Source organism: Microcystis sp. LE19-84.1B (assembly GCF_027531875.1).
GTDB classification, from domain to species: domain Bacteria; phylum Cyanobacteriota; class Cyanobacteriia; order Cyanobacteriales; family Microcystaceae; genus Microcystis; species Microcystis panniformis.
The window spans coordinates 1-17,010 of the sequence record NZ_JAPZSR010000335.1 but is presented as its reverse complement, the minus strand read 5'-3'; the positions used below and the strand labels follow the sequence as shown (position 1 = coordinate 17,010).

Here is a 17,010-nt window from a genome sequence, read left to right as displayed (position 1 = left end):
GCGGCTGCGTGTAAGCATCCCACCGAAAAACTAATGCGCGGGGGGTTTGGGGGCGGCGCCACGCCCCCAACGGGGGGTTTGGGGGGTAGAACCCCCCAAAAGCTTGGATTGAGTCATAAAATCCGAAGTAATACTAAATCCCTTGAGTAACGCACAGAAAGCTTTTCAGTGACTCAGTAAACAGTAATCAGTGAACTGAAAACTCACATCTGATAACTGATAACTGATAACTGATAACTGATAACTGATAACTGATGACTGATGACTGATAACTGATAACTGATAACTGATAACTGCCAGACAAGCCGGACAAAGTTAAGTTATATTAAGATTACTCAGAATGCGTCTCCATCCCCTTCAGAAATCTCATGACTCAACCGCAAGCACAACGCATCCTCTACGTTAGACTCCCCTGTAACCCCATTTTCCCCATCGGTGTGGTTTACCTTTCCGACCACGTTCATAAACTCTTCCCCGACATCGAACAAAAAATCTTTGACCTTGGCACCGTCCCCCCCTTAGACTTTAACCAGGCACTCGATCGCTGTGTTGACGAATTTCGGCCCACCCTGCTAGTATTCTCCTGGCGGGATATTCAAATATATGCTCCCGTCGGTGGTCGCGGTGGTAATCCCCTGCAAAACGCCTTTGAATTTTACTACGCTAAAAACCCCCTAATCAAGCTGCGCGGTGCTTTAGGAGGTTTAAAGGTGACAACTGCCTACTACGGCGAATTATGGCGCAATCAGGGACTAATTCGCCGCGGGTTGCAGCGGGCCAGAAAATACCATCCCGAAGCGCGAGTTATCGTCGGGGGTGGTGCCGTCAGTGTTTTCTACGAACAACTAAAAACCAAACTGCCCACAGGAACAATTGTATCAGTGGGAGAAGGGGAAACCCTGCTAGAAAAATTCCTCTCCGGCCGGGACTTTAGCGATGAACGTTGTTATGTCGTCGGAGAAACCACACCCCGGCCGCGTTTAATCCACGAATCCCCCACCCCCTTAGAAAAATCCGCTTGTAACTACGACTACATCGCCAGTATTTGGCCGGAATTTTCCTACTATTTCCAAGAAAACGACTTTTATATCGGGGTACAAACCAAGCGCGGCTGTCCCCATAACTGCTGCTACTGCATCTATACCGTCGTCGAAGGGAAACAAGTACGCATTAATCCTGCCGATGAAGTAGTTAAGGAAATGCGCCAATTATACGACCGCGGCATTCGCAATTTCTGGTTTACCGATGCCCAATTTATCCCCGCCAGAAAATTTATCGACGATGTAGAAGAACTATTAGAAAAAATCCTCGATGCTGGGATGAAAGATATCCGTTGGGCTGCCTATATTCGTGCCGATAATCTCACCCCGAAACTGTGCGATTTAATGGTAAAAACAGGCATGAACTACTTTGAAATTGGTATCACCAGTGGTTCTCAGGAATTAGTCCGCAAAATGCGGATGGGCTATAATTTGCGGACAGTTCTGCAAAATTGTCGGGACTTAAAAGCGGCGGGTTTTAATGATCTGGTTTCGGTAAATTATTCCTTTAATGTTATTGATGAAACCCTAGAAACTATTCGTCAAACTATCGCCTATCATCGGGAATTAGAAAATATTTTTGGAGTCGATAAAGTGGAACCAGCCATCTTTTTTATCGGACTACAACCCCACACCCATCTAGAAGAATACGCCCTCAAAAAAGAAATTCTTAAACCCGACTATGATCCCATGAGTTTAATGCCCTGGACAGCCAAAAAACTGCTCTGGAATCCTGAACCTTTGGGGTCATTCTTTGGCGAAGTTTGTCTGCAAGCATGGCGACAAAATCCCGATGATTTTGGACGGGAAGTGCTGAAAATTTTGGAAGCAAGACTAGGGAAAGCCGATTTAGAATCCGCTTTAACCGCACCGATAGAAACTAAGGAAAAAGTCTTAACTCCTGCTTAAAAATTAATTTTAGTCAATCCCAAGGCAGCAATTAGCGTTACCATGAGTCTGAAATCAGGAGATGATCAAAATTCCTTTACTGGTAACTGCAAAATGACCGACCATCGCCCCCATTGGCTAGAATTAGCGGAATATATCGCCCTAGTATTAACCCTGCTTACCCTTATCGCCATGGGTGCGGGGTTTTTGCCTTTGTTCCTCCTAGTAGTGACTTTCGGGTTGAATATTCTCAATCGTCTCCGAGAAAGAACCCTACAACGTCAACGCTTAACTGAAATGACCGGTCATTTACAGGATCAGTGGGAAGAAGAAAAAGAAGCTTTATCAGCACAAATACAGTCCCTCAGTCCCGCGGTGGCCAGCGATAACGCCCGTGCGGTCGCAGAATTAGAGGAGAATATTCTCGCCCTCGAACAGTCCTACAATCAAATTATTCAATACATCAACCGTAACGCGCTGCTGGAACGCATCGAACATCTGGAAAAATCCTACGGTCGCTTACACAGAGAGATTTTGCCGATTAACGAAGAATCGGCGGATATTACCGCCACAAAAGCGGAAAATGAGCCACAAATCACCCTACCTGCCCTTAATTTAACTCCTACTCCCCCCCCCGTCGATATCCCCCATTGGCACTATTATCGCCGTCTGGCCGCCCATCGGGAAATGATCACAGCGATCGCAATTACCGAGGATCAACGGTTTTTAATTAGCGTTAGTTGGGATCGTACCCTAAAAATCTGGGATTTTGCGAGAGGAACCCTGATTAATACGGTGGAAGCTCATGATCAGGGCATTTTAGCCCTAGCAGTCACCGGAAACGGCGATTATCATCTAGCGACGGGAGGATTCGATCAAACCGTTAAATTATGGACTTTAGCCAGCGATGCCAGTAATCTGGAATTAAATCAAATTTTCCTCGGTCATCTCGGTTCGATTCACGGCCTAGATTTTGCCCCCCGTTGGCATTTTTTGGTTAGTGGTAGTTACGATCAAACCCTAAAACAGTGGAATTTAGAGCAGGAAACCGAAGAATTTAGTTCCTATGACAGTCTGGGGGCAATTTATGCCCTAGCAGTGGCTCCTAATCAAGATTTTATCGCCGCAGCTGGAGGTGATGGCACTGTCACCCTCTGGCAATTAGGATCGGGAGAAAAAATCGCCGTCTTATCAGGTAACGTTTCTTCGGTGCAGAGTCTTGCGATCGCTGCCGATGGTCAGATTATTGCCGCCGGTTGTGTGGATGGTACGGTGAAAATCTGGCAATACGATCGAGAGAAAAGCGGTCATTTTGCGCCAATTCGGGTGATCAATGCCCATAATGGTCAGGTGACAAGCTTGGTATTCGGAGAGGAGGGTCAATGGTTATTTACGGGGGGAACCGACGGAGAGATTAAAATCTGGTTAGCTAATTATCAACAGGCGATCGCAACTCTCAGCGCCACCAATGAGCGATCATCGCCAATTTCCAGTTTAGTTCTCAGCCCCGATTATTGCCACCTAGCGGCGGCGGCGGCCGACGGCAGCATCACCATCTGGGAAAATATCACTTAATGGTCGATCGAACTAGAAAAATTGTATAATGTAATGTCCCGGACTCGGTCGGGCCAGTTTGACCCGAAGAAAAAGTGACTGAGTTAACTGTCGTTTCTGCCCAATAGTTGTCAACCCAGATCATTACCCATAGTAAAAAATTCAGAATGAAGACTCCAACAGATCAAAGATTTGATTACGTCAAAATCGGTTTAGCGTCCCCCGAGAGAATTCGGCAATGGGGAGAAAGAACCCTACCTAACGGTCAAGTCGTCGGAGAAGTAACCAAACCAGAAACGATCAACTATCGGACTCTTAAACCGGAAATGGATGGGTTATTCTGCGAGAAAATTTTTGGCCCCTCCAAGGACTGGGAATGTTGGTGCGGTAAATACAAACGCGTCCGTCACCGGGGAATTGTCTGTGAACGTTGCGGGGTAGAAGTCACCGAGTCGCGGGTACGTCGTCATCGCATGGGTTTTATCAAATTAGCCGCCCCCGTCACCCACGTTTGGTATCTCAAAGGTATTCCCAGTTATCTCAGTATCCTGCTCGATATGCCCCTGCGGGACGTGGAGCAGATCGTCTATTTTAATGCCTATGTGGTTCTCGATCCGGGTAACGCGGGCAATCTTAGTTATAAACAACTCCTCAGCGAAGATCAATGGTTAGAGATCGAAGAAGAAATCTACGCGGAGGATTCGGAATTAGTCGGCATTGAAGTGGGTATCGGGGCCGAGGCTATCCAAAGACTCTTACAGGAAATTAACCTGGAAGAAGAAGCGGAAAGACTGCGGACGGAAATTGTCGAAAGTAAGGGGCAAAAACGGGCAAAATTAATTAAACGTCTCCGGGTAATCGATAACTTTATCGCCACGGGTTCTCAGGCAGAATGGATGGTTTTAAGCGTAATTCCCGTGATTCCACCCGATTTACGCCCCATGGTGCAGTTGGACGGCGGCCGTTTTGCCACCTCTGACCTGAACGATCTCTACCGTCGGGTGATTAACCGCAATAACCGTTTATCCCGTCTGCAAGAAATTCTCGCCCCCGAAATTATCGTCCGCAACGAAAAACGGATGTTACAGGAGGCCGTCGATGCTTTAATTGATAACGGTCGTCGCGGTCGCACGGTGGTGGGGGCCAATAATCGCGCCCTGAAGTCTTTATCGGATATTATCGAGGGTAAACAGGGGCGTTTCCGTCAAAATCTCCTCGGTAAACGGGTTGACTATTCGGGACGTTCGGTTATCGTTGTTGGTCCGAAATTGAAGATCTATCAATGCGGTTTACCCCGGGAAATGGCGATCGAATTGTTCCAACCCTTCGTTATCCATCGTTTAATTAAATTAGGCATCGTCAATAATATCAAGGCAGCCAAGAAAATGATCCAACGGGGGGATGCCAATGTTTGGCACGTCTTGGATGAAGTGATCACGGGACACCCGGTGATGTTAAACCGCGCTCCTACCCTGCACCGTTTGGGCATTCAAGCGTTTGAACCGATATTGGTGGAGGGCCGGGCGATTCAGTTACATCCCCTCGTCTGTCCCGCTTTTAACGCTGACTTTGACGGGGACCAAATGGCCGTACATATTCCCCTCTCCCTGGAAGCACAATCGGAAGCGCGATTGTTGATGTTAGCTTGTCATAATATTCTCTCACCGGCGACCGGTCGCCCGATTGTTGCCCCTTCTCAGGATATGGTTTTGGGTTGTTATTATCTCACGGCCGAAAATCCCAAGGCCCAAAAGGGTGGGGGTCGTTATTTCGCCAGCATGGATGACGCTATTCGCGCTTTTGATCAGGGATTGGTGGATCTACACGCTTCTGTGTGGTTGCGTTTACCCGTCGGAGAAAAGGTGAAAACCAATAAACCCGATGAGGAAGTCCTGGAAACGGAAACTCTCCCCGATGGCAGCATCTGGAAATATTATCGGGAGCGCAAAACCCGCGAGAAGGATGGTCAGATAATTTCCCAGTATGTGCGTACTACTGTAGGGCGAATTATCTATAATAAGACGATCCTAGAAGCTTTAGTGGTCTAGAGAGAGATTCGCTTAGGGTGGGCATTGCCCACCTTAATTTTTAGGCTAAAGCGGCAATACATTCTATTTCCACTAGCACATCTTTGGGAAGACGGGCCACCTCCACACAGGCCCGGGCCGGGGCAGTTTCCGGGGGGAAATAACGGGCATAAACTTGATTCATCGCCCCGAAATTGGCTAAATCCGAGAGAAAGACGGTGGTTTTCACCACATTTGACCAATTAGCCCCGGCAGCGGTTAAAATGCCCTCCAGATTGGCCATAACTTGTTCGGTTTGGGCGCTAATTTCCCCGGAGACGATTTCACCCGTGACGGGATCTAGGGGAATTTGTCCCGCAACAAAGAGAAAAGGACCAGGAGCGGCGATCGCTTGATTATAGGGACCCACAGGGGCCGGAGCTTTATCAGTACGGATGACCTGATTATTCATGGGCAGGATAGTTAAAAAAGATGACATTGAATCAATTGAATATTTTCCCAGTTTTTCGATCGCTTGCAGTTAATTTTCGCCGGTTAGGGGATTTAATTTTGACTGATTGTCTTTGTCGAAGGTGCGCTAAAAGCGATTGTACGAGAAATAAGTCAACACTTATGACGCTGCAATTCTGCATCTAACTCTGTTAACAAAGCATATATTCTATCAAAATCATGTTTAGTTTTAGAAGGAGCGTCATAGGTTCTCAAAGTACCTGTAGTATGACTATGAGCCGCTCGATTGCGACTTTTCTTTAGATTAACAAGATCACCTTTTAAAGCACTAATTTTATCAGTTTTTTCTAACTTTTTTTCAATTTTTTCTAATGTTGCTAAACCAATAACTATCATCAACATTTTTCTAAAAGCTTCATATTCAAAACTATGAGTACCACTAATAGTCTTATCGATGAATTTTTGGTTAGCTGGGGACTTTAAGCATCGTTTAGCACATCTTAAAACTATATCATCCATAGTTTCCTCGATCCAGCCACATAATTCTATTAGAGCTAGTTTAGAATAAAAAATTTTTTTATCATCAGTTCTAGATTCATTATAGAGTCTATCAAGCCTGTTTAACGTCTTGAATAAATAACTTTTAGTAATCATTACCAGTAGATGAAAAAATTTTGATAGATGTATTAATTCTCTCTAAAGCCTTATCTTTTTGATAAATACCACTAGCTAAATTTTTAGTCAAAAATGGTTCAGATTTTATTAATCTAGAATACTTGTCTTGTAATTCATCATTGGAGAGATTGACTAAAGTATCTAAATTCTTGGCAACTCCTAAAAGAATTCCTTCTGTAATAACTTTACTGGTTTTGATTGGTTCTCCTGTGTAAATTTTATCATAAATTAAGTCAACAGTTTGCTTAAATAATCTATCTTTAGATTGGATAAAATTTTCTTGAGCAAATCTATGTTTATACATATAATCATTTAAAAATCTGGTCAATTTCCCCTTGTAGTTGTGGTATTCATCATAAAAAGCAAAGAAACGAAGCACTAATTCTTCATCTTCAAATCGAGATGCTTTTTGCTGCTTTAGATCCATCAGCAAAAGCCAGTTTTCATATTGAGCGCATTCTTTTAAAAAACTATTAAACTTGCCATTATAGATACAATTTCTGATCTCCTGATTGTTAAGTTTTACTCCACCGGTATTTAAGCGATGGAAAATGGTAAAAATATAATTATTATGAGCTTTTTTGCTGGAGTCGTAGCGAATCATGGTGATGGGAATAGTCATATTTTCTACGCGTTCATATAATTCTTCATGCTGAGTTTTTATTTCCTCAACTGTTTTTCCAGAAATAGACGAATCTACATCGGGTAATTTTGATAGCTTCCAATCTTCAGTAGTTAAAAATTTGACGATGGTACTAATTCGTTGTAATCCATCGATGATATAGCGTTTATCTGTCTTATAGTCAAGACTAATACACATACTAGGAATCGGTAACTGTTTCATTAAACTATCAATAAAACGAGTTTGTTGTGGATCAGTCCACACCACATCTCTTTGAAAATCTGGATCGATAACCAATTGTTTTTTTTGATACATTCTAACTAGATCAGAGCAGGAACGCTGCTCATTGTAAGCAATAATATCTATAGGAGGAAAATCCACATCATCTTCTTCCTCTAGATACTTTTCTTCTTCGGCTGCTAGTAATTTCTCTTCTTGAGTGAGATAATTAACCATAATTTTTATCCCTCCTAATATTGCCAATTCAAAAATGAAACGCACGACTCCTTAAGAGTTGACAGAAAAAGGATTATCAGGTACTGTCTGATCAATACAACAACAAATCAGATCCAAAAACGAAGCCTCCAATATCTTAACATAGAACAAAGAAACTTGCTCTACCAACTTGGTCAAGAGGGAAATTTATCTCAACGGCAAATGGCAGCTGGGATGTCATCAAAGCACGACTAAAGCGAGAATTAAGAAGGAATCAAGGTTCCCTCGGATGCTATCTACTGAAAATTGGTAAGTAGTCGGACATAAATAAACAACACTATGTTAAGGAATGTAAAATAGCCGGTTTTCGCTGCTGCATACAGCCTTCTACCCTATTTACAAAACTTTATACAGCAGCGAAAACTTATGTCCGACTACTTACCTCCCCGTCAGCGGTTATAGTTAAGAGAGTGGTGCGTTACCACCGACTTCTAAATGGGATATTTTCAACATGAAAAATCAATTATCTCAGCTTTATGAAACTGATTTTAATTTGTGGATTGAGAAAACCGTAAATCACTTAAAAAAGTGCAATTTAGCAGCCCTCGATTTAGATAACTTAATCGAAGAAATATCCGATATAGGACGTAATAATAGACGGGAGGTATTCAGTCGTTTAAAAGTTCTCTTGATGCACTTACTTAAATGGCAATATCAACCAGAAAAACCGACTAATAGCTGGATAAATACCATTGATGAGCAAAGAGAACAATTAGAGCTTATTTTTAGGGATAGTCCCAGCTTAAAACCCTATTTAGCCGATATTTTCGCTGAATGTTATCAAAAAGCAGTGCGAGGGACGGTAAATGAAACTAATTTACCAAAAGAAACTTTCCCAGTTGATTGTCCTTTTAGTCAAGAACAGGTTTTAAATTGGGATTATTTTCCTGAAAATAGCTTTTGAAAAATGGATATAAGTAGGGAGGTACAATTATTTGTAGGATGGGTTAACGGTAGCGTAACATGAGCGGGCGTTGGGTTTCATGCTTCAACCCAACCTACGTTCTTTTGAAAAATGGATATACCAGTTTTATGATAAAATTGCCCTGCTGTCAAGACTGATTTTTTTCTTGCCAAACAGCTAAGGCCATTTGATGAACAAATCGCCAAGGTAGATGATGCTGACGGGCAATTGCGGCACAATCTTCGTATTCTGGTTGTACGGTAATCGGTTGATTAATTGACTCTTTGTAGGCAACTTTTAGCCGAATTTGGCCATAGACAGTATCGATCGATTGTATCTCTCTTTTTAAGATCGATCGCTCTTGAATTGTCCTTCTAATACCTAAAGTTGTGGTTTCCTGAAAGATCATATTTTCACAAATAGCAATTTTATCCAAGGCACAAATTACTGTCAAAAGTATCCCCAAACGAGATTTTTTCATAGTAATTGCTTGACTAAATACATCCAAGGCACCCACTTGTAATAAAGCCTCGCTTAAGTAGGCGATCGCTTGCGGATTTAAGTCATCAATTTGAGTTTCTAAAACTGCCACAGTTTCGCTTTCATCTAGCTTTTCTGATTCTTTTTTCCCTAACCAAAGTCGGACAAGATTGGGAATCGGTAAATCTTTTGTCCCTGCTCCTAAACCGACCTTTTCTAACTGCATTTTCGGCGGTTTACCGAAACTTTTAGCTAAAGTTGTCACAATAGCTGCCCCCGTGGGTGTTACTAACTCCGCTTCGATGCCATTACTATAAATTGGTACTTGTCGCTGGCTGAACAATTGTACTACTGCTGGCACAGGAACCGGTAAACGACCATGGGCGGCCTGAACTGTACCGCCGCCGGTGGGTAGAGAAGAACAGTATAATTCACTCACCGATAGCCAATCCAAACCCAAACAAGTCCCGACGATATCGATAATGGCATCGGTTGCCCCGACTTCGTGAAAATGCACTTTTTCCGGTGCGATCCCGTGAACAGCCCCTTCTGCGATCGCAAGTTGTTGAAAAACCGCTACACTCCATTCTTGGACTTTCTGGGGTAAATTTGCTTGTTTAATTAAATTTTCAATCTCCGGTAAATGGCGAGCGGGGGTATGATGGTGATGGTGGTGGTGATCAGCGGACTTCTCGGCAGTGACATCGACGTGAATCTTAGTGGCAATTTGACCGCGACGATGCACTTTTTCGGCCCTTAATTGATATTCCTCCTCGATTCCTAAAGTTTTTAGTTGTGCAATCAGGTATTCTAAGGGGACTCCTAAATCTACTAATGCCCCTAAACACATATCCCCGGCGATTCCCGCGGGACAATCCCAATAGGCGACGATTTTGCTATCATGGCTACTATTTACTCTCTCCATCCGGAAAATCCCCAACAACGTTCTATCCAAGAAATCTGTCATGCCCTGAAAAATGGGGCAATTATGCTTTATCCTACCGATACCGTCTATGCGATCGGTTGCGATCTCAATGTGAAATCCGCCGTCGAACGAGTTCGCCAAATCAAGCAACTATCTAATGATAAACCCTTGACGTTTCTCTGTTCTTCTTTGTCGAATATTTCCGAGTACGCAGTGGTCAGCGATTATGCTTATAAAATTATGCGACGAGTTATACCCGGTCCCTACACTTTTCTCTTACCGGCGACTAAATTAGTGCCGAAAGTGGTGATGAATCCGAAGCGGAAAACCACTGGTATCCGGGTTCCCGATCACGTTATCTGTCGCACTATTCTCGAAACCCTAGAAAATCCCATTATCTCTAGTTCTGCTCATCTTCCCGATCAGGAGGGGGATTTTCCCACCAAGGGGTTAGAAACCGCTAGGTTATTCGATGCCCTCGATCATATCGTTGATTTAATTATCGAAGATGGTTCGGCTCCCGGTTCGGAAGTGTCAACCATTGTTGATTTTACCGGCGATCAACCGGATATCGTGCGTCAGGGTTTGGGTTGGCCAGAATTACAACAATGGTTTTAACGAAGGCGGTCGTCAGGAGATAGGAGACAGGAGACGGTCGATAGGAGACAGGAGACGGTCGATAGGAGATTATTTTTATTTATTCTCCCCACCTCCCCTGCCCCCCCGATGTCGGGGGGGTTGGGGGGGTCACACCCCACACCCCACACTCCACACCCCACAACTTCCCACTTGCCACTGATAACTGATAACTGATAACTGATAACTGTATCGGTTATTGCGACTTTTTATTTCCTGAAAACCGCCTTGTGGAAGTCAAGTTAGTTGCTTAAGATAGAGGTAATCGCAGTCAGAGAAAACCTCTCAAGGAAATTATTACTATGGCTTTCACTCTTTATTCTCCCTTCCTCGAAATTAATTCTGTTCAACGTCAAATCGATCAACTTTTTCAAGAAGTATTACCGACAACTTCCTTGGTGTCTCGTCCCCCGGTGGAAATCTCTGTTAACGAGGATTCCGTGGAATTAAAAATCGAATTACCCGGCATGGATATTAAAGATATCGATGTGGAGGTTAGCAAGCAAATGGTGGCTATTAACGGGCAACGTGAATGCCCTGCCGAGGTAGAAAACAGCGAGTTTTATTATGGTAAATTTAGTCGCTTGATTACCCTACCAGTGGAGGTGCAAAATAGCCAAGTTACCGCTAACTATCAAGACGGTATTCTTTATCTCACCCTCCCGAAAGCGGTGGCAGAAAAAAATAAAGTGGTTAAAGTTAATCTTGGTTAGATGAGAAAAAGACTGGAGAATTTCTCCAGTCTTTTGTTTTATTTGTAGTCGCTAACTGTTAATTGGATTCTTTGCCATTTAGGTTGACGGGACGGGGTTGAATAACACCAAAACCGCCGTGATTGCGTTGATAGATAACATTGATTTCGTTCGTGTCTTTGTTGCAGAACATATAGAAATCGTGATCGACTAATTGCAATTGTGTTAGTGCTTCCTCAATAGTCATCGGTGGCATGGCAAAGTATTTCATCCGCACTACTTCCGCAGGTAATTCGGGAGTGCGATCGCCAATTAGGTTATCATCTAAGGGTTTCTCTTGCACCACCTCGCTAGTTTTAACGGTAGCGTGGGTGCGATGATCCACCAGTCTTTCTTTATACTTGCGGAGTTGACGAGCGATTTTATCAGAAACTAAATCAATACTTGCGTACAAATTTTCGCTTCCTTCTTGAGCGCGAATCACTGTTCCATTAGCATAAACCGTTACTTCTGCCTTGTGGCGATCGGGAATGCGCGCATTCTTTTCCACGGAGAGGTGAACATCGACTTTTGTGGTTATGCCGTTAAAATGTTTCACCGCTTTCTCCAGCTTTTGTTCCACATAATCATGAATAGGTTCGGTGACAGCGATATTATTGCCCTGAATCAATAGCTTCATACTCACTACTCCATCTAAAAATTTTGCTATGGACTGCCCACATCAACTATTTTTAAGGGGTGTTGATGCTAGGAATTTAATCCTCAAAAAACTGCTCGATCGCGCTGTTGAGTGAAAGTCAATTAGAGGTCACAGTCTAGATATTGTCGGTGTTCTCGTTCTCTTTTTTTTGTCGGATCGCGCGGAAAATTCATCGGGTCGAGCGCCTATTTGCAACTGGATTTATCTACCTCTATTCTAACAAGTTTCTGTAAACCTTTTCTTAACAGAAGTGCGAAGTTCTGTTAACTTTTATTTAAAGAAACCGATTTTCGCCGCCAGCAAGGGAATCCGGTGATTGTTTCTCCTGTGGGACGGTTAACCTCGGAATAGATGGGATAACCCTAGATTAGCACTTAGTATTCTCCCCAACATCTATATCTTCCCTTCTTTTAATTTTCCTTTGCGCTCCTTCACATTTCTTAAATAATTTGACAAATTTCGCAATGAATGCTCAAAAAATACCTCGTCTCTGTGGGCTAAAAATTCGGGCAATTACTCCCGCTGCTCTCGGGGCAACAGCGATCGCTAGTGCCGGCGAGAATTGCTAATCCCGACTTACACTCTCGCTGCTGACTCAGATGTTAAGTTTGTTAAATTTAAGTAGGGAGGCACAATTATTTGTAGGATGGGTTAGCGGTAGCGTAACATGAGCAGGCGTTGGGTTTCATGCTTCAACCCAACCTACGTTCTACGTTCATCTGACTCAGATGTTAAGTTTGTTAAATTTAATCTTGACAAATTTCCAGCACAGTTAAGAGCGATCGCTTATTGCTTTTTTCAATATTGGTAAGTTGATCCTAAGCTAAAACCTCACTTAGAAACAGCCCAAGAACGCACTTCTCCTAAGGTTACAGGGGTGCGATCGCTGACATCAATAGTAAAGCGAAAAACTCGTTTAGCGCGCAGACCATTTTCGGGATCAAAGAATTTTAATTTCACATCCCAGCATTCACTCCCGTAGCGACAAAAGGGGCTTTTTTCCACTTCAATACTGTGTAATTCCATTCCCATTGCTACTGCTTGGGAGAAGGTTTGTACCGCTTGAAAGGCGTTAGTAGCGGCAAAATTTAAGGCGCGATCGCGGGCGATTTGTCCGACGTTGCGTAAGTCATAATAAATGCGATTTAAGAAACTGGTTAGAGAACGCCGCATCCTCGCTTCATCGGCGATTTCATGTTCCGTGCGAACAGTTTCTATAGCTGATTCAATCAAAGTATTAACTTTCCAGCCATACATTCCTCGCGGACTATTAACCTTGATTACCGGAACAATTTGACCGGAAAAAAGTCTCACGGTTTCTTCAGTAAGAAGACCGGGGATACTCACTCTTTCCACATAATCTTCGTCTGCTTCTGGCAATATTTGACCCGCTAACATATATTGCATGACTTGATAAATCTCGGCGGCAAAAGCTCCCACGGGTTTAATTGCATAGATGGGAGTTAGTTCTAAATTGACTGTCCAAATTAAAGACTTAGTTTCTGATAAATTACTTTCTAAATAATCTACCATTTGCCGTGCATCGTAGGGATTGGATGGTAATTCAAGATTATCTATTGTGATGCTTGGCATTAATTGTTTAAAGGTGTCCCGACGCACTTCTGTGCCGAAATCATAACCTAAAGTTCCTAACACATAAACGAGGTTTGAACGTTGACTAGGAGTAATATTACTAGGAACAATAGTGTTAGATATTTGTTGCTTTTCGCTAATAGTTACTGAAGTTGAATTTTCAGTAACATTACTAGGAATCATCCCATTTTCAAGATTATTTAAGTTAGAAATCGCTGTAATTACAGGACTTTGGGGGGATACTAGAGTAACCGGCAATTGTTCCCCTGCTTCTTTCTCCGCTGTTTCCTCTTTCCCCTGCTTCTCTACTTCTTTTAAAGGTTCACCTGTCAAGAGTTCATAAGCACCCGCAATATTGATTTTTCCTAATAAACAGCGTTCCGGTTCTTCTACTTCCTTAGGATCGCAAGGGATGGCACTATTAATCAAAGCGGCCCTTACTGCTTCAGCATCAGGAGATAAACCCTGTTCTAATTGTAAACTCATCAATAAAGCGGCTGTTCCTGTCACAATGGGAGCGGCACAGCTAGTCCCTTTTTTACGGATGGGGTCATCGGTTGCGGGTTGAGCGCCTAAAATATTTTCGCCTGGAGCGAGAATCCCTTGAGTTGCATATTTACCGCCAAAATTACTAAATTTAAATGGCTCTCCCGTATCTTTCATCGCTCCCACCGTCAGGACATTTTCTAATACCGCGGGAACGCACCAACACTCTCCTTTATCATTACCTCCGGGAGCAATCACCAGGATATTATTAGCTTGAGCCTGACGAATTGCTTTATCAATAAATTCGTGAGCTAATCCGCTTTGAGTTGGATGACAAGCCGCACAATGAATAATATTCACTCCCTGTTCAATCGCGGTACTAATTGCGCGGGAAAGATTGAGAGGATTAATAAAATCATCGTTGCTATAGGCGATGGGAATATTAATTACAGTAGCGTTAGGAGCAATCCCTTCTACTGGTGAATCTGGCTGTCCACAAATAGTGCTGATAATATGGTTAGCATGGAAGCGCAAATGCAAACTGTCGAGGATGTTTTCATCGGGGATTGCTTCTTTCAGCAGAGCCTCTTTTTCTTCATCACTTTTGCCACTTTTTTCTACATCTAAAAAGGCTTGTAAGTGTTGCGGATCGATGGGAAATTCTTCCGACCAATAGGGATCAAGTCGGGTAATATTTGCTGATTGGAAACAGGCGCGGTCTAAATCAATTGGTCCATCAAGAACGGCGATTTTGATGCGTGGATCGCCTTTTGTCTGGGAGCGAAGAGCGGTCATTCCGGGGATAGCATTGAGATCAGGCATAGTTTTTGCAGGTTTTCAAGAACAGTTATAGAATAAAAGCTAGATAACAAAAATAGGGGAATTAAAGATGAGTTCAATGACCCAAACGGTACAATCCTCAACCACAATTCAGGAACCTTCGACCACGGTGTATTGCGCTTCCCATTTACCCGACCACACCCAACTCCCCGATCAAGATGGAAGTTTTGTGAAAAACTATCAAGAACCTCCCCAAGCAGACCTTTTAACGGATACTATTACACCCCTTTTAGAGCAATTACATCCTGACGGTAATTACTGTCTGGGTCGAGATTGTGGGATTTATTGGCGATTGCCAGAGTATCCAGAATCCCTAGAAAAGGGTGCTGTTGCTCCCGATTGGTTTTATGTTCCCCATGTCCCCACGACTATTGATGGTCAAGTTCGCCGTTCTTTTGTGATGTGGAAAGAAACCATTGAACCGGTTATTGCCTTAGAATTTGTCTCTGGTAATGGTGAAGAAGAACGGGATAAAACGCCTGTTAAGGGTAAATTTTGGGTCTATGAGCGAGCGATTCAAATTCCTTTTTATGGAATTTATGAAGTTAACAAGGCCCAGATCGAGATGTACCAGTTAGTTAATGGTCGTTACCAAAAAATGACTCCTAATCAGCGCGGTCATTATCCCATTGTTCCTTTAAAGGTAGAGTTAGGAATTTGGCAAGGGGAATACCAAAATCAGTTCTTTCCCTGGCTTCGCTGGTGGGATGCGGAAGGTAACTTGTTGTTAACTTCCCAGGAATCTACTCAACAGGAACGACAACGAGCCGAACAGGAACGACAACGAGCCGATCGCCTAGCGGAACAGTTAAGGGCCTTGGGGATAGAACCTGAAGATTAAGGGAAGGTGTCTAACACCAGATGCGACCGCGGCGAAAAGGCGGATCATTGGGATTCGCTTTGCGGTCTTGGAACATCAATTTCCAACGTCCGTAATCTTCTAAACCAGTGGCGGGAATATATTTAGCTTTAGGTTGAGTTGTTTCTGGTTGCTCAATCTTGGGTTTTTCTGTGGTTGGTTGGTCAACATTCGCAGCAGCGGGTGTTGATTCTGGCGCACCTTTAGGTTTACTAGCCATTGTTTGATTTCCTCCAGTGTTTTTTACTAGGTTTTAGAAGTCGATACTAATAACGAAAACCGCCAAAAGAGGACATTTTCAGATAGCCATAGTGAGGATATTGAAACTGAGCCGTATCATTGTAGTTAGCTCCATGAACTAACTTCATCAGGATAGCTACTAAATCTTCCCCATCACCGTGAATAATATCGACGCATTCATGGGGATGAATAAAATGGGGACGTTTGACGGGAGCAGATTGTTTGGGAAGTCTCATGGTTGTTTTCGGGTAAATAATGGGGGTAGAGGCGAAGCATTCTGGCATAACCTATCGCTGAAACCTTAGATTTCCTATCCGAATGCTTCCCCCGTACTTGAAGTCAGAAGTCAGCGCAGGGGAGAGGACTAATAAGGAGAAGACCAGGAACGCACTTCGCCCAAAGTAACAGGAATTAAGTCACTCACATCTATTGTAAACCGGAAGATTTTACGAGCGCGGCGGCTATTTTCTGGGTCAAAGAATTTTAACTGTACGTCCCAGCAATCGCTATCCAGCCGACAAAAAGGACTCTTAGAAACATTAATACTATCGAGTTCCATCCCTGCACCCACAGCCTCAGAAAAAGTTTGCGCTGCTTGGAAAGCGTTAGTCGCGGCAAAATTGAGGGCGCGGTCTTGGGAAGTTTGCCCTAAATTGCGTAAATCGTAGTAGATGCGGTTGAGGAAACTACTCAAAGTACGGCGCATTTGGCTTTCTTGGGCTTCTGTTTGTTCTGCACCAACGGCTTCTATTGCCGCACTGACTATACTTTGCACGGCTGCAACTTGCATTTTTTACTCAAGGACAATAATATAGTTTAAGAGTCATAATTAGAAGCAAAGCACTCATTAAAAACATGATTAACCTAGAATTCACGGAAGAAGAAAAGAACTCACTGTATTATG

16 protein-coding genes and 2 pseudogenes are annotated in these 17,010 nt (G+C 43.3%); 8 read left to right on the top strand and 10 right to left on the bottom strand.

The window, feature by feature from the left end; translation table 11 throughout:
* Positions 1 to 187: 187 nt before the first annotated feature.
* Positions 188 to 313 (bottom strand): hypothetical protein, encoded by a 126-nt coding sequence (locus O9324_RS19195; protein ID WP_287108984.1) that lies wholly within the window; start codon positions 311 to 313, stop codon positions 188 to 190.
* A gap of 55 nt (positions 314 to 368) precedes the next feature.
* On the opposite strand from O9324_RS19195, the gene O9324_RS19190 reads away from it, so the two are divergent.
* From O9324_RS19190 to O9324_RS19180, 3 genes are all read left to right on the top strand, one after another.
* A complete protein-coding gene (locus tag O9324_RS19190) occupies positions 369 to 1,949 on the top strand; it encodes a photosystem II high light acclimation radical SAM protein (RefSeq protein ID WP_288141039.1) in 1,581 nt (526 codons plus the stop codon).
* 42 nt (positions 1,950 to 1,991) lie between these two features.
* Entirely contained in the window at positions 1,992 to 3,503 is a 1,512-nt protein-coding gene (locus tag O9324_RS19185; RefSeq protein ID WP_288141038.1) for a WD40 repeat domain-containing protein, read from the top strand.
* A gap of 146 nt (positions 3,504 to 3,649) precedes the next feature.
* A complete protein-coding gene (locus O9324_RS19180; protein WP_079205989.1) occupies positions 3,650 to 5,530 on the top strand; it encodes a DNA-directed RNA polymerase subunit gamma in 1,881 nt (626 codons plus the stop codon).
* 40 nt (positions 5,531 to 5,570) lie between these two features.
* Here the strand turns inward: O9324_RS19180 and O9324_RS19175 are convergent, their stop codons facing one another.
* The 3 genes from O9324_RS19175 to O9324_RS19165 all read right to left on the bottom strand — a co-directional run bounded on the left by O9324_RS19175 (position 5,571) and on the right by O9324_RS19165 (position 7,712).
* On the bottom strand, positions 5,571 to 5,987 hold the full coding sequence (locus tag O9324_RS19175) for a RidA family protein (RefSeq protein ID WP_002762767.1): 417 nt from the start codon (positions 5,985 to 5,987) through the stop codon (positions 5,571 to 5,573).
* Positions 5,988 to 6,112: 125 nt separating this feature from the next.
* A complete protein-coding gene (locus O9324_RS19170; RefSeq protein ID WP_288141037.1) occupies positions 6,113 to 6,613 on the bottom strand; it encodes a HEPN domain-containing protein in 501 nt (166 codons plus the stop codon).
* Complete coding sequence (locus tag O9324_RS19165) at positions 6,603 to 7,712, bottom strand: DUF262 domain-containing protein (protein WP_288141036.1); 1,110 nt, start codon at positions 7,710 to 7,712, stop codon at positions 6,603 to 6,605. The genes O9324_RS19170 and O9324_RS19165 overlap by 11 nt, the downstream gene beginning before the upstream one ends.
* Before the next feature lie 111 nt (positions 7,713 to 7,823).
* Between O9324_RS19165 and O9324_RS19160 the strand changes: the two are divergent.
* Both O9324_RS19160 and O9324_RS19155 read left to right on the top strand, forming a co-directional pair.
* Positions 7,824 to 7,990 (top strand): annotated as a pseudogene (locus tag O9324_RS19160) (helix-turn-helix domain-containing protein); the annotation flags it as partial.
* Between the two features lie 212 nt (positions 7,991 to 8,202).
* On the top strand, positions 8,203 to 8,655 hold the full coding sequence (locus O9324_RS19155) for a DUF29 domain-containing protein (RefSeq protein WP_288141035.1): 453 nt from the start codon (positions 8,203 to 8,205) through the stop codon (positions 8,653 to 8,655).
* Between the two features lie 148 nt (positions 8,656 to 8,803).
* Here the strand turns inward: O9324_RS19155 and larC are convergent, their stop codons facing one another.
* A complete protein-coding gene (gene larC, locus O9324_RS19150; protein WP_288141034.1) occupies positions 8,804 to 10,060 on the bottom strand; it encodes a nickel pincer cofactor biosynthesis protein LarC in 1,257 nt (418 codons plus the stop codon).
* Here larC and O9324_RS19145 point away from each other — a divergent pair.
* Complete coding sequence (locus tag O9324_RS19145; RefSeq protein ID WP_004161225.1) at positions 10,037 to 10,678, top strand: L-threonylcarbamoyladenylate synthase; 642 nt, start codon at positions 10,037 to 10,039, stop codon at positions 10,676 to 10,678. The genes larC and O9324_RS19145 overlap by 24 nt on opposite strands.
* Before the next feature lie 320 nt (positions 10,679 to 10,998).
* Positions 10,999 to 11,409 (top strand): Hsp20/alpha crystallin family protein, encoded by a 411-nt coding sequence (locus O9324_RS19140; RefSeq protein WP_002771640.1) that lies wholly within the window; start codon positions 10,999 to 11,001, stop codon positions 11,407 to 11,409.
* Positions 11,410 to 11,467: 58 nt separating this feature from the next.
* Here the strand turns inward: O9324_RS19140 and hpf are convergent, their stop codons facing one another.
* Both hpf and O9324_RS19130 read right to left on the bottom strand, forming a co-directional pair.
* Positions 11,468 to 12,067: a ribosome hibernation-promoting factor, HPF/YfiA family gene (gene hpf, locus O9324_RS19135; RefSeq protein ID WP_002762757.1), complete on the bottom strand. Its 600-nt coding sequence runs from the start codon at positions 12,065 to 12,067 to the stop codon at positions 11,468 to 11,470.
* Between the two features lie 852 nt (positions 12,068 to 12,919).
* Positions 12,920 to 14,989: a S8 family peptidase gene (locus tag O9324_RS19130; protein WP_288141033.1), complete on the bottom strand. Its 2,070-nt coding sequence runs from the start codon at positions 14,987 to 14,989 to the stop codon at positions 12,920 to 12,922.
* A 67-nt stretch (positions 14,990 to 15,056) separates the two neighbouring features.
* On the opposite strand from O9324_RS19130, the gene O9324_RS19125 reads away from it, so the two are divergent.
* The gene (locus O9324_RS19125; RefSeq protein ID WP_287630201.1) at positions 15,057 to 15,848 is read left to right on the top strand and encodes a Uma2 family endonuclease; all 792 of its coding nucleotides are present in this window, start codon (positions 15,057 to 15,059) and stop codon (positions 15,846 to 15,848) included.
* Positions 15,849 to 15,858: 10 nt separating this feature from the next.
* On the opposite strand, the gene O9324_RS19120 is transcribed toward O9324_RS19125, so the two are convergent.
* The 3 genes and pseudogenes from O9324_RS19120 to O9324_RS19110 all read right to left on the bottom strand — a co-directional run.
* The gene (locus O9324_RS19120; protein WP_002771632.1) at positions 15,859 to 16,086 is read right to left on the bottom strand and encodes a cyanobactin biosynthesis PatC/TenC/TruC family protein; all 228 of its coding nucleotides are present in this window, start codon (positions 16,084 to 16,086) and stop codon (positions 15,859 to 15,861) included.
* Positions 16,087 to 16,132: 46 nt separating this feature from the next.
* The gene (locus O9324_RS19115) at positions 16,133 to 16,342 is read right to left on the bottom strand and encodes a cyanobactin biosynthesis system PatB/AcyB/McaB family protein (RefSeq protein WP_287630202.1); all 210 of its coding nucleotides are present in this window, start codon (positions 16,340 to 16,342) and stop codon (positions 16,133 to 16,135) included.
* 128 nt (positions 16,343 to 16,470) lie between these two features.
* A pseudogene (locus O9324_RS19110) lies at positions 16,471 to 16,881 on the bottom strand (cyanobactin maturation protease PatG family protein); the annotation flags it as partial.
* Positions 16,882 to 17,010: the final 129 nt, after the last annotated feature.

What these genes read in the sequence shown, in the direction of transcription:
- O9324_RS19140 (WP_002771640.1), top strand. Translation starts at nt 10,999, where the DNA reads ATGGCTTTCACTCTTTATTCTCCCTTCCTCGAAATTAATTCTGTTCAA.
- O9324_RS19120 (WP_002771632.1), bottom strand. Translation starts at nt 16,086, where the DNA reads ATGGCTAGTAAACCTAAAGGTGCGCCAGAATCAACACCCGCTGCTGCG.
- hpf (WP_002762757.1), bottom strand. Translation starts at nt 12,067, where the DNA reads ATGAAGCTATTGATTCAGGGCAATAATATCGCTGTCACCGAACCTATT.
- O9324_RS19170 (WP_288141037.1), bottom strand. Translation starts at nt 6,613, where the DNA reads ATGATTACTAAAAGTTATTTATTCAAGACGTTAAACAGGCTTGATAGA.
- O9324_RS19190 (WP_288141039.1), top strand. Translation starts at nt 369, where the DNA reads ATGACTCAACCGCAAGCACAACGCATCCTCTACGTTAGACTCCCCTGT.
- O9324_RS19130 (WP_288141033.1), bottom strand. Translation starts at nt 14,989, where the DNA reads ATGCCTGATCTCAATGCTATCCCCGGAATGACCGCTCTTCGCTCCCAG.
- O9324_RS19165 (WP_288141036.1), bottom strand. Translation starts at nt 7,712, where the DNA reads ATGGTTAATTATCTCACTCAAGAAGAGAAATTACTAGCAGCCGAAGAA.
- larC (WP_288141034.1), bottom strand. Translation starts at nt 10,060, where the DNA reads ATGGAGAGAGTAAATAGTAGCCATGATAGCAAAATCGTCGCCTATTGG.
- O9324_RS19180 (WP_079205989.1), top strand. Translation starts at nt 3,650, where the DNA reads ATGAAGACTCCAACAGATCAAAGATTTGATTACGTCAAAATCGGTTTA.
- O9324_RS19155 (WP_288141035.1), top strand. Translation starts at nt 8,203, where the DNA reads ATGAAAAATCAATTATCTCAGCTTTATGAAACTGATTTTAATTTGTGG.
- O9324_RS19175 (WP_002762767.1), bottom strand. Translation starts at nt 5,987, where the DNA reads ATGTCATCTTTTTTAACTATCCTGCCCATGAATAATCAGGTCATCCGT.
- O9324_RS19115 (WP_287630202.1), bottom strand. Translation starts at nt 16,342, where the DNA reads ATGAGACTTCCCAAACAATCTGCTCCCGTCAAACGTCCCCATTTTATT.
- O9324_RS19185 (WP_288141038.1), top strand. Translation starts at nt 1,992, where the DNA reads ATGAGTCTGAAATCAGGAGATGATCAAAATTCCTTTACTGGTAACTGC.
- O9324_RS19145 (WP_004161225.1), top strand. Translation starts at nt 10,037, where the DNA reads ATGGCTACTATTTACTCTCTCCATCCGGAAAATCCCCAACAACGTTCT.
- O9324_RS19125 (WP_287630201.1), top strand. Translation starts at nt 15,057, where the DNA reads ATGAGTTCAATGACCCAAACGGTACAATCCTCAACCACAATTCAGGAA.